General features: G+C 62.4%; 13 protein-coding genes. 6 read left to right on the forward strand and 7 right to left on the reverse strand.

What is annotated here, in order from left to right; genetic code table 11:
* Positions 1-2: 2 nt before the first annotated feature.
* The gene (locus HX817_RS29660) at positions 3-884 is read right to left on the reverse strand and encodes a LysR family transcriptional regulator (protein WP_003215146.1); all 882 of its coding nucleotides are present in this window, start codon (positions 882-884) and stop codon (positions 3-5) included.
* Positions 885-1006: 122 nt separating this feature from the next.
* Here HX817_RS29660 and HX817_RS29665 point away from each other — a divergent pair, with 122 nt between their 5' ends.
* The gene (locus HX817_RS29665) at positions 1007-2137 is read left to right on the forward strand and encodes an epoxide hydrolase family protein (RefSeq protein ID WP_003215148.1); all 1131 of its coding nucleotides are present in this window, start codon (positions 1007-1009) and stop codon (positions 2135-2137) included.
* Here the strand turns inward: HX817_RS29665 and argC are convergent.
* Positions 2121-3053, reverse strand: a complete 933-nt coding sequence (gene argC / locus HX817_RS29670) for an N-acetyl-gamma-glutamyl-phosphate reductase (protein ID WP_177042183.1) — start codon at positions 3051-3053, stop codon at positions 2121-2123. The two genes, HX817_RS29665 and argC, sit on opposite strands and share 17 nt — an antisense overlap.
* Positions 3054-3165: 112 nt before the next feature.
* Here argC and HX817_RS29675 point away from each other — a divergent pair, with 112 nt between their 5' ends.
* From HX817_RS29675 to HX817_RS29685, 3 genes are all read left to right on the forward strand, one after another.
* The gene (locus tag HX817_RS29675; protein WP_177042185.1) at positions 3166-4050 is read left to right on the forward strand and encodes a LysR family transcriptional regulator; all 885 of its coding nucleotides are present in this window, start codon (positions 3166-3168) and stop codon (positions 4048-4050) included.
* Between the two features lie 128 nt (positions 4051-4178).
* On the forward strand, positions 4179-4973 hold the full coding sequence (locus tag HX817_RS29680) for an alpha/beta fold hydrolase (RefSeq protein WP_177042187.1): 795 nt from the start codon (positions 4179-4181) through the stop codon (positions 4971-4973).
* A 101-nt stretch (positions 4974-5074) separates the two neighbouring features.
* On the forward strand, positions 5075-7270 hold the full coding sequence (locus HX817_RS29685; RefSeq protein ID WP_003215159.1) for an OsmC domain/YcaO domain-containing protein: 2196 nt from the start codon (positions 5075-5077) through the stop codon (positions 7268-7270).
* A gap of 147 nt (positions 7271-7417) precedes the next feature.
* Here HX817_RS29685 and HX817_RS29690 read toward each other — a convergent pair whose 3' ends face one another.
* Genes HX817_RS29690 through HX817_RS29700 form a run of 3 tightly spaced genes read right to left on the reverse strand, consistent with a single transcriptional unit; the run spans position 7418 to position 11521 of the window.
* A complete protein-coding gene (locus HX817_RS29690) occupies positions 7418-8839 on the reverse strand; it encodes an efflux transporter outer membrane subunit (RefSeq protein WP_177042189.1) in 1422 nt (473 codons plus the stop codon).
* Entirely contained in the window at positions 8836-10416 is a 1581-nt protein-coding gene (locus HX817_RS29695) for a DHA2 family efflux MFS transporter permease subunit (RefSeq protein WP_177042191.1), read from the reverse strand. The genes HX817_RS29690 and HX817_RS29695 overlap by 4 nt, the downstream gene beginning before the upstream one ends.
* Positions 10409-11521, reverse strand: a complete 1113-nt coding sequence (locus HX817_RS29700) for an HlyD family secretion protein (RefSeq protein ID WP_177042193.1) — start codon at positions 11519-11521, stop codon at positions 10409-10411. The genes HX817_RS29695 and HX817_RS29700 overlap by 8 nt, the downstream gene beginning before the upstream one ends.
* A gap of 99 nt (positions 11522-11620) precedes the next feature.
* On the opposite strand from HX817_RS29700, the gene HX817_RS29705 reads away from it, so the two are divergent.
* Positions 11621-12325, forward strand: a complete 705-nt coding sequence (locus HX817_RS29705; RefSeq protein ID WP_003215166.1) for a CerR family C-terminal domain-containing protein — start codon at positions 11621-11623, stop codon at positions 12323-12325.
* Between the two features lie 2 nt (positions 12326-12327).
* Here the strand turns inward: HX817_RS29705 and HX817_RS29710 are convergent, their stop codons facing one another.
* Positions 12328-12948, reverse strand: coding sequence for a LysE family translocator (locus tag HX817_RS29710; RefSeq protein ID WP_008436344.1), 621 nt, complete (start codon positions 12946-12948; stop codon positions 12328-12330).
* Between HX817_RS29710 and HX817_RS29715 the strand changes: the two genes are divergently transcribed.
* Positions 12947-13144, forward strand: coding sequence for a hypothetical protein (locus HX817_RS29715; RefSeq protein ID WP_177042195.1), 198 nt, complete (start codon positions 12947-12949; stop codon positions 13142-13144). The genes HX817_RS29710 and HX817_RS29715 overlap by 2 nt on opposite strands.
* Before the next feature lie 119 nt (positions 13145-13263).
* Here HX817_RS29715 and HX817_RS29720 read toward each other — a convergent pair whose 3' ends face one another.
* Positions 13264-14895: a sensor domain-containing diguanylate cyclase gene (locus HX817_RS29720; RefSeq protein WP_003215172.1), complete on the reverse strand. Its 1632-nt coding sequence runs from the start codon at positions 14893-14895 to the stop codon at positions 13264-13266.
* Positions 14896-14982: the final 87 nt, after the last annotated feature.

The following is a 14982-nucleotide window of genomic DNA, read 5'->3' on the forward strand; positions in this document are numbered from 1 at the left end:
GCCTACTGGAACCGCTCAACCAGGTAGTCGACAAAACACCGGACCCGCGCCGGCGTGTGGGTACCGCCGAGGAACACGGCATGGATCTCTTCGCCATCGCCTGGATTGAATGCCTCCAGCAGCGGCACCAGCCGACCCGCCTGAATGGCGTCCGCCACGGTCTCGGCGCAGACCCGCGCGATGCCGATGCCCTCGGCCGCCAATTGGCCCTGGGTGTCACCGTTATTGGTTTCGACATGGCCCTTGATCGTCAGTGAATAGTCGTGGCCATCCTTGCGAAACGGCCAGGTGGGCGCCGCACGCTTGAAGTTGAAGCCAATGCAGTCGTGATCCAGCAGGTCTTCCGGCACCTGCGGCGTGCCGCGTCGTGCCAGATAGCTCGGCGCAGCAATGATGACCTTGTGGGTGGCGCCCAGCCGGCGGGACGTCAGGCTGCTGTCGGGCAGCGGGCCCAATCGCACTGCGACGTCGGCTTGCCCGGCGGCGATGTCGACCACGGTGTCGGTCAGGTTGATGTCCACCAGGATGTCCGGGTAACGCTGAATGAACTCGCCCAACAACGGGATCACGAAGGTCCTGCCATACAGCAGCGAACTGCTGACCCGCAGGCGCCCGCGGGGTGAACTCTGGTCGGTAATCTGCTGTTCGGTTTCCCGCAGGTCCGTGAGGATCCGCCGGGCGCACGACAGGTAGGCGGCACCCTCCGGGGTCACGGTCAGTGAGCGCGTGGTTCGCAGCAACAGGCGTACGCCCAGCCGGGCCTCCATGCGGTCCAGCACCCGCGCGATGGAGGAGGGCGCAAGGTTCAAGCGACGCGCGGCCGCCGAGAAACTCGCGGTTTCGGCCACGAGGGTAAAGATTTCCAGTTCGTCCGTTATGTCCACGGGAAACTCACTTGTGCGTTTTTCGCAAAGGCCTTTAGCGGCGTAATGGGGTTCACATCGGTTTTTGTCGGGTTCAGTATTGCGTAAAGCAATGTAATACGGAAACTCACCAGGAGAATCCCATGATCTTGCCCTACACCATCAATGTCCCCGACGAACGTCTTGTGGCCATCCGCGACAAAGTCGCCGCCTACGATTGGACCCGGCTTCCCGATTTGGGAGGGTGGAAGTCGGGCGTTGGCGTGCGCGACCTTCAGCGCCTGGTCGCTTACTGGCTGGAATCCTATGATTGGCGCCGGGTCGAAAAACACCTCAACCAACTGCCCAACTTCATCACCGAGATTGAGGGCGAGCACCTGCACTTCGTCCATGTGCGGGGCGACGGTTCCAGGCCGCCGATCCTGCTGCTCCATGGCTGGCCAGGTTCGTACCTGGAATTCGAGGCGCTGCTGGAACCGCTGGCGGCTGACGGACACGATGTGATCGTGCCGTCGCTTCCGGGGTTTGCATTCTCCAGGCCGATCACCGGAGTGATTGGCCCACGTCGGGCGGGCGAACTCATGCATGGGCTGATGGCCCGGCTGTTCGGGCCAACCCGCTTCATCGTTCAGGGCGGTGACTGGGGGTCGGGCATCGCCGGTTGGATGGCCCACGATCGGCCCGAGGCGTTACTGGGGATTCACCTGAACATGGCCGACCTGCTGGCCCAGGGCACCGTTGCGACCACGCCGGAGGAGGAGGCTTTCGTCGCCCGGCGTGACGTGCTGATCGACTGGGAAACCGGCTACAACCACCAGCAGGAAACCCGCCCGCAGACCCTGGGTGTCGCGCTGGCCGACAGCCCGGTGGGGGCCGCGGGATGGATCCTCGAAAAAATCGGCACATGGGCCGATCTGCCCACTACCGCCGATGGCAGCCCGGATCTCTGGGGCACCTTTACCGAGGAGCAACTGCTGACCAACATCATGTTGTATCTCGCGCCATCTTCCATGGTCACCGCGACGTGGATGTATCACGGCAAGCGCCTTGAGGGATCGTCAAAATTCCCGGTCGGCACCCGCATCCAGGTGCCGACCGGATTTGCCGCCTTTCGTGATCCGGTGTTCGTGCCGCCGCCGCGCTCATTTGCCGAAAAGACCTTCAACATCGTGCACTGGAGCGAGATGCCCGCCGGTGGTCACTTCGCGGCCTGGGAGCAGCCGGCGTTGATGCTGGCGGACCTGCGCGCCTTTATCGCTACGGTCTCGGCTTGATCATCAAATCCAGGTTCTGCACGGCGGCACCTGCGGCGCCCTTGCCGAGGTTGTCGAATATCGCCGCCAGCAGGACCTGGCCCGTCTCGTGGTTTTCACACACGATCAGGCGCACATCGTCCGTGCCGTTCAGCGCTTGAGGGTCGAGGTAGGTCAACTCCCTCGCAGCCTGCATCGACAGCACCTGTACGTGACGGGTGTCGCGGTAGTGCTGCGTCAGGCAGGCATGTAACCGCGCCGCGTCCACGCCCGGGGCCAACAGCCGCAGTTGCAGCGGGATGGTCAGCACGATGCCCTGGCGGAACGCCCCGTAGGCCGGCACAAACAGCGGCGGCTGCGTCAGCCCGCTTTGCTGCTGAATCTCCGGCACATGCTTGTGTGCCAGTCCCAGCCCATACACCAGGAACGCGGGCGCCTGTGAAGCGTCGGCGCCCTCATGCTCCTGCACCCCGGCGCGGCCCTTGCCGGAATAGCCCGAGACGGCATGAATGGTCGTCGGGTAGTCCCCGGGCAGCAGCCCGGCCTCAAGCAACGGGCGCAACAGACCAATCGCGCCGGTGGGATAGCAACCGGGATTGCTCACCCGCTGCGCCGTGGCAATGCGTTGCGCCTGTTGCGGGTTCATCTCGGCGAAACCGTAGGTCCAGTCGGGATGAGTGCGGTGTGCCGAACTCGCGTCGATCACCCGCACGGCCGGATTGTGGATGCTGGCGACGGCGTCCCGTGCGGCGTCGTCGGGCAGGCAGAGAATCGCGATATCGCAGGCGTTGATCATCTCGGCGCGCTGCTGCGGATCCTTGCGGTGTTCAGGGCTGAGGGTGATCAGTTGCAGATCGGTGCGGTCGCGCAGGCGTTGATGGATCTGCAGCCCGGTGGTGCCTTGGTCGCCGTCGATGAATACAAGAGGATTTGCCATGGGATGCACTCGGATAGGAAATCAGGTGTTCCAATCTTCGGCCAGCCGCTAGGATAGGAAAAGTTGAATTTCCAAACGATGAAGTTCAGATTTTATGAACGAGGATTGACCCATGCGCGAAATCAGCCTGGACCGCCTGCGTACGTTGGTGGCGATTGCCGACCTCGGTTCGTTCGCCGAGGCCGCCCGCATGCTTAACCTGGCGCCACCCACCGTCAGCCTGCACATCGCCGACCTGGAGGCGCGAGTGGGCGGCAAGCTGCTATCGCGTGCCCGTGGGCGGGTGCAGCCCTCAGCGATTGGCGAAACCCTGGTGGAGCGCGCCCGCCGCTTGTTGGCGGATGCCGAGCAGGCGCTTGAAGACGTGGAGCGACAGGTGCAGGGGCTGGCGGGGCGGGTGCGTCTGGGAGCCTCAACCGGAGCCATAGCACAGTTGCTGCCGCAAGCCCTGGAAACCTTGAGCCAACATCATCCCGCCATTGATGTGCAGGTGGCGGTGCTCACGTCGCAGGACACATTGAAGAAGCTGGCCGAGGGCGCCCTGGAGATCGGCCTGGTGGCGCTGCCCCAGGCACCGGTGAAGGGCTTGCGGATCGAGCCCTGGCGGCGCGACCCGGTCATGGCGTTTTTGCCGGCGCGTCGGGAATGCCCGGAAGTGGTGACCCCCGCCTGGCTGGCCGCACAACCGTTGATACTGAATGACGGCACCACCCGGCTTTCGCGCCTGACCTCGGAGTGGTTTGCCAATGACGGCTACCAGCCGACGGCGCGTATTCAGTTGAATTACAACGACGCAATCAAAAGCCTGGTGGCCGCCGGTTACGGGGCCACGTTGTTGCCCCATGAAGCGTCCACGCCCTTGCACGACACCCGGATTGCGATGCGGCCGTTGCAACCGTTGCTGTGGCGGCAACTGGGGATCGCCCATCGCGCCGGGGAGGTTGAGCGGCCTACGCAACATGTGTTGGACGTGTTGTGGGGATTGAGTGCGGGGTAGGGCGTTATGGAACGACTCATACGATCAGCCTATGAATACCTTCCCGAATCAGGAATTTACAGAAACCTGAATACCGTTGAAATTAACGGCTTTTGAGCCGCCAATCGGTTTTTCAGGGAGTCTTCACCATGCCATTCACCCACACACAACTCCCCATCGTCGTCGCCGATGTGCCGTTGAACATCGCCGCGATCCACCGCGCGGGTACCCTGGCGCCAATCGTGTTCCTGCATGGCTTTGGCTCGACCAAGGAAGACTACGCCGACATCGTCCAGCAACCTGCCTTCGACGGTCATCCATTTTTGGCTTATGACGCCCCGGGTTGCGGTGAGAGCCATTGCGATGACCTGCCGAAGATCTCCATCCCGTTCCTGCTGCAAACCGCCTTGCAGGTGCTCGAGCATTTCAACATCGAGCGCTTCCATCTGGTAGGCCACTCCATGGGCGGGCTTACCGCGCTGATGTTGGCGCACCAGTTCCCGGGCCGGGTGCTGAGCTTTGTCGATATCGAAGGCAATATCGCCCCGGAAGACTGCTTTCTCAGCCGGCAGATCGTCGACTACCCGGCGGACGATACCGAGGCGTTTTTCAGCGCCTTTATCGAGCGCACCCGGCAGGCACCGGCATACGCCAGCGCGCTGTATTCGGCGAGCCTGCGGCACAAGGTGCGTGCCGGGGCGGTGCGGGGGATCTTCCAGTCGATGGTCGAACTGTCGGATAACGCCGACTTGATGGGCAAGTTCCTCGGCCTGGAATGCCCGCGCATGTTCATGTACGGCGAGCAGAATGCCCATTTGTCGTACCTGGCGCATATCCAGGCGCAAGGCGTGCGGTTGGCGCCGATTGCCCGGTGCGGGCACTTCCCGATGTACTCCAACCCGATCGCGATGTGGCAGCAGATTGCGGACTTTCAACACGGCTGATACCCATCGCCAACGATCGCCCAGGCCCGAAAGCACAAGACTTACGCCTCGAAACCCGGATAATGGCGGCCATATTTTGCTCGCTATTCTGGTAATCCCGCATGGAAATCAAGGTCAATTTTCTCGACAACCTTCGACTTGAAGCCAAGTTCGACGACTTCACCGTGGTGGCCGACCAGCCTATTCGCTACAAGGGCGATGGCTCGGCCCCCGGTCCGTTCGATTACTTCCTGGCGTCGTCGGCGTTGTGTGCGGCTTACTTTGTGAAGTTGTACTGCGAAACCCGCAACATCCCTACCGACAATATTCGCCTGTCCCAGAACAACATTGTCGACCCGGAAAACCGCTACAACCAGATCTTCAAGATCCAGGTCGAATTGCCGGCGGACATCTCCGATAAAGACCGCCAGGGCATCCTGCGTTCCATCGACCGCTGCACCGTGAAAAAAGTCGTGCAGGCCGGGCCGGAGTTTGTCATCGAGGAAGTGGAAAACCTGGATGCCGATGCCCAGGCATTGCTGATGCCGAGCGCGGCGTCCGACGCGGGCACCTACATCGCGGGCAAGGACCTGCCGCTGGAAACAACCATCGCCAACATGTCGGCCATTCTCGCGGGCCTGGGCATGAAGATCGAGATCGCTTCGTGGCGCAATATCGTGCCCAACGTATGGTCGCTGCATATCCGCGACGCGCACTCGCCGATGTGCTTCACCAACGGCAAGGGCGCGACCAAGGAAGGCGCATTGGCGTCGGCATTGGGCGAGTTTATCGAGCGGCTGAACTGCAACTTCTTCTACAACGACCAGTTCTGGGGTGAAGACATCGCCAACGCGGCGTTTGTGCATTACCCGGACGAGCGCTGGTTCAAGCCGGGCCGCAAGGACGAACTGCCACCGGAGATACTCGACGCGCATTGCCTGCACATCTACAACCGTGACGGCGAGCTGCGCGGCTCACACCTCTACGACACCAACTCCGGCAACGAAGAGCGCGGCATTGTTTCGCTGCCGTTCGTGCGCCAGTCCGATGGCGAGGTGGTGTATTTCCCGTCCAACCTGATCGAGAACCTGTACCTCAGCAACGGCATGAGTGCCGGTAACACCCTGGCCGAAGCGCAAGTGCAGTGCCTGTCGGAAATCTTCGAACGCGCGGTAAAACGCGAAATCATCGAAGGTGAATTCGCGCTGCCGGATGTACCACAGGAAGTGCTGGCGAAATTCCCCGGTATCCTGGCCGGTATCCAGGGCCTGGAAGCCCAGGGCTTTCCGGTACTGGTGAAGGATGCGTCCCTGGGCGGTGAATTCCCGGTGATGTGCGTGACGTTGATGAACCCACGCACCGGCGGCGTATTCGCCTCGTTCGGCGCGCACCCAAGCCTGGAAGTGGCGTTGGAACGCAGCCTCACCGAACTGCTGCAAGGCCGCAGCTTTGAAGGCCTGAACGATCTGCCGCAGCCGACGTTTGAAGGCCATGCGGTGACCGAACCGAACAACTTTGTCGAGCACTTCATCGACTCCAGCGGCGTGGTGTCGTGGCGCTTCTTCAGCTCGAAGTCGGATTACGAGTTCGTCGAATGGGACTTCTCCGGCCAGGGTGAAAACTCCAATGCCGAGGAAGCCGCCACCTTGTTCGGCATCCTCGAAGGCATGGGCAAGGAAGTCTACATGGCGGTGTACGAGCACATCGGCGCGACCGCCTGCCGCATCCTGGTGCCCGACTATTCGGAGATCTACCCGATCGACGACCTGATCTGGGACAACACCAACAAGGCGCTGTTTTTCCGCGAGGACATCCTGAACCTGCATCGCCTCGACGAAGCGGAATTGAAGGGGTTGGTTGAGCGCCTGGTGGAAAGCGAGCTGGACGACTACACCGACATCACCACCTTGATCGGCATCGAGTTCGATGACAATACGGCGTGGGGTCAACTGACCATCCTGGAATTGAAGCTGCTGATTTATCTGGCCCTGCAGCAGTTCGAAGAAGCCAAGGAACTGGTGGAGATGTTCCAGCAGTACAACGACAACACCGTCGAGCGCGGCTTGTTCTATCAGGCTGTGAATGCGGTGCTGGAGATGGAGTTGGACGAAGACCTGGAACTGGCGGACTACGAAGTGAATTTCCGCCGGATGTTTGGCAACGAGCGGATGGACGCGGCGATTGGGTCGGTGAATGGCAGTGTGCGGTTCTATGGTTTGACGCCGACGAGCATGAAGCTGGAAGGGCTGGACCGGCACCTGCGGTTGATCGACAGCTACAAGAAGCTGCACGCGGCGCGGGCCAATACCGCGCGCTGATCCATACCTGTCAGGGAAGATATTGACCTGTGGCGAGGGAGCTTGCTCCCGCTGGGTCGCGAAGCGGCCCCAAAAAAATGGGACTGCTACGCAGTCCAACGGGAGCAAGCTCCCTCGCCACAGGTTATTGGTTGCTTGCTCTGGCTCTTACAACGTCCATCCCAACCCCAGCGCCTTGTGCAATGACGCAAAGTCCTTGAGCAACAGCGCATCCCCGGAAATCCGGCTTTCCTGCGCCTGGTACCGCGTACGTTCCGCGTCCAGCCAATCCAGCGTGCTCGCCGTACCTGCCTTATAACGCTGGCGCGTCAGGTCCGCGGCCCGTACTGCCGAAGATTCCACGTTGCGCAGCAGCACCACGTTCTGCCGCTGGTTGCCATACCGCGCCAGGGCCACATCCGCATCACGCAACGCACTCAATACCACGCTTTTGTAATGGGCCAGGGCCTCGTCGCGCCCGGCTTGCGCACCTTTGACACTGGCCGCCACCCGGCCGAAATCCAATGCGTTCCAGGTCAGCCGCGGCAACAGCAGCCAGGTGCCGCTGTCCTTGCGCGCCAGGTGCCCGGGATCGGCCGCCGAGAACGACAAGTCGCCCATCAGGCTGAGCTTGGGAAACCAGTCGGCGGTTTTCTCGCCGATCTGCGCGTTGCTGGAAGCCAGTTGGCGCTCGGCCACCCGGATATCCGGGCGTGCTTTCAGGATCGCCGCCGGGTCGGCAAATGGCACCTGGCTAGGGATAGCGGGCAGGGCGCGGGGAGTGTTGAGGCTCGCGTCCAACTCGCCCGGTTCCAGGCCGCAGAGCAGGTTCAACTGGTCAATCGCCTCGACGATTGACGCTTGCAGCGGCAGGCGTTGGGCCCGGGTGTTTTCGGCCTGTGTCAGGACCTGCTCCAGCTGTAACTGCGAGGCCACGCCACGGCTGCGTCGCTGCTGGGTCAGGTCCAGCGCCTGTTCCTCAATCTCGACACTGGCGTCCACCAGCGCCAGTCGCGCCTGCTGGTCACGCACGTCGGCATAGGTCTGCACCACCTCGGCTGCCAGTTGCACCTGGGCATCGGCCAGTTGCGCCTGCGAGGCGTCGTTTTCCGCCTGGGCCGCCTCGATTGCACGCCGGGTGCCGCCGAACAGGTCGGCCTCCCAGCTGGCATCAAAGCCGGCGAGGTAAAGGCTCAATGGCCCGCGACCACCGCCACTGCTGCCACCCAGCGCCGAGGTGTCGGGGGAGCGCAGCTTCAGCATCGCTGCATCGCCGGTGATCTTGGGCAGGGCGTTGGCGTTGGCGCCACTCAGGCTGGCTCGCGATTGCTTGAGGCGCGCCTGGGCGGTCGTCATGTCCGGACTGTTTTGCAGGGCCTGGGCCACCAATTGGTTGAGCTGCGGATCGCCCAGGGCTTGCCACCACTGGGCGACCGCGGGTGTGCGCGGCAGGCCTATGTCGGCGTGGGGCAAGCGCCCGGCCGCGAGGGTTTTTGGCGAGGCATCCGGCGCGCCCTGGTAGTCCGGCCCCACGGTACACGCCGTCAGCAGGCCGACGGTGAAGAGCAAGGGAAGTGAGCGATAAATCATGTTCGTTGGCCTGCCTGCGCCGCGCGCTTTTTCAGGATGAAGATCAGGGGAAGGCACGCCAGCATGGCGAGTCCCAGCACGTAGAACCCGTCGTTGTAGGCCATCACCGCCGCTTGTTGGGCGATGTCGTTGGCCAGATGACTGAGGGCCTGCAGCGAGGCGGTGGACGGGTCGCCGGTTTGCGCCAGGTAGCTGGCGGTATCGCTCGCCATTTGATCCTGGGTCAACTGGGTGTTGGCCTGGATGCCTTCGCGCAACATGTCGTCGTGGAAGTGGCTGCGCCGGTCCATCAGTACGCCGAGCAGCGCCAGCCCCAAGGTGCCGCCGAGGTTGCGTGACATGTTGTAGAGCCCGGCCGCGTCACCCGCATCGCGGGTTTCCACCGAGCGCATCGACAGTTGGCTGAGGGGCATCATCACCAGGATCTGCCCGAAGCCCCGCAGGATCTGCGACCCGTAGAAATCATGGCCGACACTCTGGGCGGTGAGCTGGGTGTCGAGAAAGCAGCTGGCCCAGTACATCAACAAACCCACGCCGACCATCATCCGCAGGTCCAGGCGGCCAAGCATTCGCGGCAGGATCGGCATCAGCAGGAACGCCGGAATCCCCGACAGCAACATGATCGAACCCGACTGTTGCGCGTTATAGCCCGACAGGATGCCGAGGAACTGCGGCACCAGGTACGCCGTGCCATAGAGCCCGGCGCCGACCGCCGTGGCGATCAGCAGCACGCTGCCGAAGCTGCGGTTGAGCACCAGTTGCAGGCGCAGGATCGGCGTACTCGAGCGGACTTGCCCGACGGCAATCAGGAAGAAGCCGATCACCATCGTGATGCTCAACCAGATGATCAACTGCGAGTCGAACCAGTGTTCGCGCTGGCCTTCTTCCAGCACCACGGTGAGCGAACTCAGGCCCATGGCCAGGCCAATGATGCCCAGCCAGTCGGCCTTGATGAATTGCTGGAGGTTCATGCGATCGCTGGGCAGGCCGGTGATCAGCAAGGTGATCAAGGTAATGCTGACGGGCAAGTTGATGAAGAAGCACCAGCGCCAGTTGATATTTTCCGTGAGCCAGCCGCCAATCACCGGGCCCAGCAGCGGGCCGAGGATCACCGTCATGCCGAACATCGTGGTGCCGATTGCCAACTGATGGGCAGGCAGGCGGGTGCGCACGATGGTCTGTGCGGTCGGGATCATCGCGCCGCCGGCAAAACCCTGGCCGATACGCCCGGCGATCATCGCGCCGAGGCTGGAAGACAACCCGCAGAACATCGAGAAAAACGTGAACATCAACGCGGTGCCGATCAGGAACCGGCGCAGGCCGAATACCCGGGTCAGCCAGGCGGCGAGGGGAATCATGACGATTTCCGACATCAGGTAACCGGTGGCGATCCACGTGCCCTCGGTACCGGTCGCGCCGATCTGGCCCTGGATCTGTGGCAGCGCCGAGTTGGTGATCGAGATGTCCAGGGTCGCCAGCAAGGCGCCCAGCGAGCCGGCGGCGACTGCGATCCAGTCGGTCAGCGAAGCGTTGCGCGGTTTGTCCGCGGGCACTTCGGTCAAGATGGCTTCAGCCATGGTTGGCGTCTGCCTTGTGGGTGCGGGTGTCGACTTCCACGGTGGCGGACAAGCCGGGCACCAGTGCCTGGCGCACGTCGTTATCCGGTATATCCAGGGAAATCCGCACCGGCACCCGCTGCACGATCTTGGTGAAGTTGCCGGTGGCGTTGGACGGCGGCAGCAACGCGAACTGTGCGCCGGTGCCGGGGGACAGGCTGTCGATATGGCCCTGAATATCATGGCCTGGCAGTGCGTCCACATGCACGGTGACGGTCTGCCCGGCGCGCATCTCGCCGATTTGGGTTTCCTTGTAGTTGGCGGTCAGGTAGATCGCGCTCACCGGCACCACGGTCAACAAGCGTGTGCCTGGCTGCACGTATTGGCCGACGCGTACACCGCGATCAGCGACGCGGCCATCGAGCGGGCTGCGAATCACCGCGTCGTCCACGTCCAGCTGGCTCTGGGCTTCGCTGGCCTTGGCCACGCCGAGTTGCGCCTGGGCTTGCTTGAGCTGGGCTTCGAGGGTGCCGTAGCGGGTCTGGCTGGAGCGCAACGCGGCCTGCTTGGCGGCCACGGTGCTGCGTGCCTGGGCGAGCTGGTTGTTGAGCTGCGCCAGGCGTTCTTCCGGCTCGGCCCCGGAACGCGCCAGCGGCGCATAACGTGCGACTTCGGTTTGCGCGTGCTGGGCGTCGGCCTGGGCGCCTTGCAGTTGGGCCCGTGCTTCGGCGATGGTCGAGTCCTGTTGCACCAGGTCGGCCTGGGCCTTGGCAAAGTCAGCCTCGCGGGCCGCAATCGTCGCCGAGGCTTCGTCACTGACTGCCTGGTATTTGCGCGCATCCAGGCGCACCAGCACGTCGCCACGCTTCACGTTCTGGTTGTCGGCCACCAGCACCTCGGCGACGTAGCCGTTGATTTTCGGCGCCACGCTGATGCTGTCGGCTTGCAGATAGGCGTCGTCGGTGGTCTCGATAAAGCGCCCGGTGAGCCACCACCAGGCGCCCCACGCCAGCCCGGCCAACAGCGCCACGCCGGCGAGTGACAGTAGAATCCGTCGGGCTTTGCCACGTTGGCCGTTGACGGTGGTTTCAGGAATGACCTGAGGAGAGGGAGGTGCAGCGGACATCAAGTCACTCCAGTTTTATATCAGTTGGAATAAATTCGTTTTTTCGCGAATTTTTGTCAACTGGTATATTTTGGTTACGTTAAAAAAATGGAGTGGCACATGGCACGACACAAACCGGCCGCCGAAGGGGGTTATCAGCGGGGTGAAGAAACCCGCGCACGCATTATCGAGGCGGCTGTCGAGGTATTTGGCGAGCGTGGCTACGACGGCGCGTCCACGCGAGACATCGCGAATGCTGCCGGCGTCAATGCGCCCGCGATCCAGTACTACTTCGATGGCAAGGAAGGCGTGTACCTGGAATGCGTCGAGCACTTGATCGCGCTGTTGTGGCAGAAGATGGCGCCTACCGTTGAAGCCGCAGAAGGTGCGCTGGCCGATCCCGGGGTCGACGATCAGAGGTTGATCGACGCCTCACTGGGCATTCTCGGCGCGGTGGTTTCAACGATCCAGGACAGTCCCCAGACCACCGCGTGGCGGGCGTTTCTTGACCGCCATCAGGCCGGGCTCTGCCCCGAAAGCGCGACCATGGCGTTCGAGGAACGCTTCAAGGCGCGCATCGCCAACGTGATCCGCCTGCTGATCGCGCGCGTTGCCGGCCTTGCCGTTGACGACGAACGCACGGTGATCCACTCGATGGCGCTGTTCACCCAGGGCCTGGCGTTTCGGGTGCAGAAACCCAAGCTGCTCTCCGCCTTGAACTGGACCGAAGTGAGCCAGAAGGAAATGGAACTGGTGCGGGATGTGGTGCTGATGCAGGCGCGGTTTACCCTGGAAGGCCTGGTACGGCATCGGGACCGGCGCTGACTTCAGCGCTTGCTGAAGGCCAGCCGGGCCGCGAACAGCACGAATATCATGCCGGTGGTGCGGTCCATCCACTTGATCACCTTTTCACGCCGCAGCACACCGGCCAATGGCTGCGTGGCACCGATCAGTATCAGTGCCCAGGCCAGGCTGATCACCACGTGGATGCTCACCAGCCCGAACGTCCACGCCACCAGCGGATGCCCCTGGGGAATGAACTGCGGCAGGAAAGACACGTAGAAAATCCCGATCTTGGGGTTGAGCACGTTGCCCATCATGCCTTTCAGGAACCAGTTGGCACCGGGTTTTCCATCGGCCTCGACGGACGCCAGCGAACTGCGCGGGCGCACCAGCATGTTCAAGCCCAGCCATGCCAGGTAAGCTGCGCCGCAGTACTTCAAGACGTTGAAGGCCACCTCGGACACGGCAATCAACGCGCCCAGCCCAAAGGCCACCGCTGCACCCCACAGCAGGCAGCCGGCATTGATACCCAGGGTGGCGCGCAAGGCTTGTTGCTTGCCCTCCACCGTTGCAGTGCGCAATACCAGGGCCGTGTCCAGTCCGGGCGTCAACGTGAGCAACGTGGCGGCGAAGGTGAAGGCGAGCAGGTTGTCGGTGATGGACATGGATATTTACCTGAAATCAGAAACTCTCAAGACTGGCGTTGATACCGGCGAAACGCGCCAGCTCGATGGTTGCCGCGACCTGTTCAGCATCGATGATAAAGCCCTGGAAATCGTCATCTCCCGAGTCCAGATGAACCTAACGCTTGCCGAACCGAACCAGCCATTGGTCGAAACGGTCCAGCACCTCAGCCATTGATGACCTGCATACGTTGTATTCATCGTTCGTGGGGCAGATTACGGTCATGGGCGCGCGGCTGTCGATATTTAATCAAGAGCGTTGTGGCTTTCTGGAAAGGCTCATGACGCACTACACCGTCACGCCACGCGATTACGCCCCGACGACTTGGCCCGATACAACTGCTGATCCGCACGCTTGATCAGCACTGTGGTGTCGCTGTCCGACGCTTCAACGAGCCCGACGCCAATACTCACCGTGACCTGCCCAGCGGTCTCGAAATACGCTCCGGCAATTGCCGCGCGAATCTTCTCGGCCACCACATCCGGGCTGTCCGGCGCTTCGATTTCCGGCAACAGCACCGCAAACTCTTCACCGCCGTAACGGGCGACGAAGTCAGTGGCGCGGGTGGCGTCCTGAATCAACTGCGCGAGCTGGCGCAGTACATCGTCCCCGACGGCATGCCCATGGGTATCGTTGATCCGCTTGAAATGATCAACGTCGATCAGCAGCAAGGCAAATGCGCGCCCGCTGCGCTGGAACAGCAGGCTGTACTCCGCCAGTTTTTCATCGAAGCGCCGACGGTTGTAGACGCCGGTCAGGGCGTCATGGCTGGCCAGGTTCAACAGCTCGGCATTGGCCTGGGTGAGGGCGGCAGTACGCTGGGCGACGGTGGCTTCCAGGGACGCATTGGTGTCCTGCAGCTCGCGCTCTTTGCCAAGCAGCGATTGGGTCATGCCCTTGATGGAGCGCCCGAGCTGGGCGATTTCCAGTACGAAATGGTCTTGAGGGAAATACGCGCCAGGCTGTTGGTTTTGAACCTGCTTGGCTGAACGCGCGAGTTCTTCGATGGGCCGGCTGAGGTACGACGCCAGGTAATACGCCACGAAGCCGAAAATCACCGCGGCAATGACGCCCAACAGCAGCAGTTTGTAGAGCAATACGCGGGCAGGGTGCAGGGCGATTTCCAGCGGCTGGCGCATCACGATGTACCAGGTCAGGCTGGAATTCGACGGGCTGGGCACCGCCACGGCGCTGGTCACGTAGCCGTTGTCGACCGACCAGCCGGTGTCATTGGCCAGGCGGTCCTGGGGCAGTTGCTGGCCGGCCAGTTGTTCCGGGTAGAGCACCTTGCCGTCGTTGTCGATGATCAGCGCCTCGATGTCCGGCGTATTGCCTTTGGCCGCTTCGACAATTTGTGTCACCCACGTCCAGTGGGCGTGAGCCCCCAGTACGCCGATCACCTGGCCCCCGGCATTGCGAATCGGTGCGGCAAAGTCGATGAAGCGCCAGGGCTCACCGTTGGAGCCCGGCAGCAGCTTGGCAAGCAATACCGCCTCGTGGGGATCGCCGGTGTAGTTGCCCTGCAAACCGGCCTGGAACCAGGGCCGTGCCGTTACGGATTGGTCGACCAGCAGCCCATTCACCGCCTGGCGCACACGCCCGTCGGTGTCGGCGACGCCCATCCACGCGTACTCGGCGCGGGACTGGGTGCGTTGTTCCATGGAGGTCAGTATGTCCGGATCGTCCAGGTTGCCCCGTCTGAACAGCGGTGCGCGGCTGAGCAGCGACACTTCGAGCTGGCGTTCACGCAGCTGCACCGCCAATAGCGCGGCGGTGGAGCGGGCAGTGCTCAACAAGGCATTGCCACTGGCCAGTTTCAGTTGCTCGGTAGCGATGTGCCCAACGTAGAACCCTACGCTCACCAGGGTGAGCAGCGACAAACCGGCAAACCAGAGGGTCAGGTGACTACGCAGGCTGGCTTTGATCATTGGGGACTATCTGAAAGGAGTGTGACTACATGGTAGACGTACCATTCGGATAGTTGCCATAGCCTGATGATTTATACGCGCATTGAT

Origin of the sequence: Pseudomonas sp. C6002 (assembly GCF_013385805.1) — a bacterium.
Classification (GTDB): Bacteria; Pseudomonadota; Gammaproteobacteria; order Pseudomonadales; family Pseudomonadaceae; genus Aquipseudomonas.

Excerpts from the sequence above, each read along its gene's own strand:
- argC (WP_177042183.1), bottom strand. The coding sequence starts at position 3,053 with ATGGCAAATCCTCTTGTATTCATCGACGGCGACCAAGGCACCACCGGG.
- HX817_RS29695 (WP_177042191.1), bottom strand. The coding sequence starts at position 10,416 with ATGGCTGAAGCCATCTTGACCGAAGTGCCCGCGGACAAACCGCGCAAC.
- HX817_RS29720 (WP_003215172.1), bottom strand. The coding sequence starts at position 14,895 with ATGATCAAAGCCAGCCTGCGTAGTCACCTGACCCTCTGGTTTGCCGGT.
- HX817_RS29675 (WP_177042185.1), top strand. The coding sequence starts at position 3,166 with ATGCGCGAAATCAGCCTGGACCGCCTGCGTACGTTGGTGGCGATTGCC.
- HX817_RS29690 (WP_177042189.1), bottom strand. The coding sequence starts at position 8,839 with ATGATTTATCGCTCACTTCCCTTGCTCTTCACCGTCGGCCTGCTGACG.
- HX817_RS29715 (WP_177042195.1), top strand. The coding sequence starts at position 12,947 with ATGGATATTTACCTGAAATCAGAAACTCTCAAGACTGGCGTTGATACC.
- HX817_RS29705 (WP_003215166.1), top strand. The coding sequence starts at position 11,621 with ATGGCACGACACAAACCGGCCGCCGAAGGGGGTTATCAGCGGGGTGAA.
- HX817_RS29700 (WP_177042193.1), bottom strand. The coding sequence starts at position 11,521 with ATGTCCGCTGCACCTCCCTCTCCTCAGGTCATTCCTGAAACCACCGTC.
- HX817_RS29685 (WP_003215159.1), top strand. The coding sequence starts at position 5,075 with ATGGAAATCAAGGTCAATTTTCTCGACAACCTTCGACTTGAAGCCAAG.
- HX817_RS29710 (WP_008436344.1), bottom strand. The coding sequence starts at position 12,948 with ATGTCCATCACCGACAACCTGCTCGCCTTCACCTTCGCCGCCACGTTG.
- HX817_RS29680 (WP_177042187.1), top strand. The coding sequence starts at position 4,179 with ATGCCATTCACCCACACACAACTCCCCATCGTCGTCGCCGATGTGCCG.
- HX817_RS29665 (WP_003215148.1), top strand. The coding sequence starts at position 1,007 with ATGATCTTGCCCTACACCATCAATGTCCCCGACGAACGTCTTGTGGCC.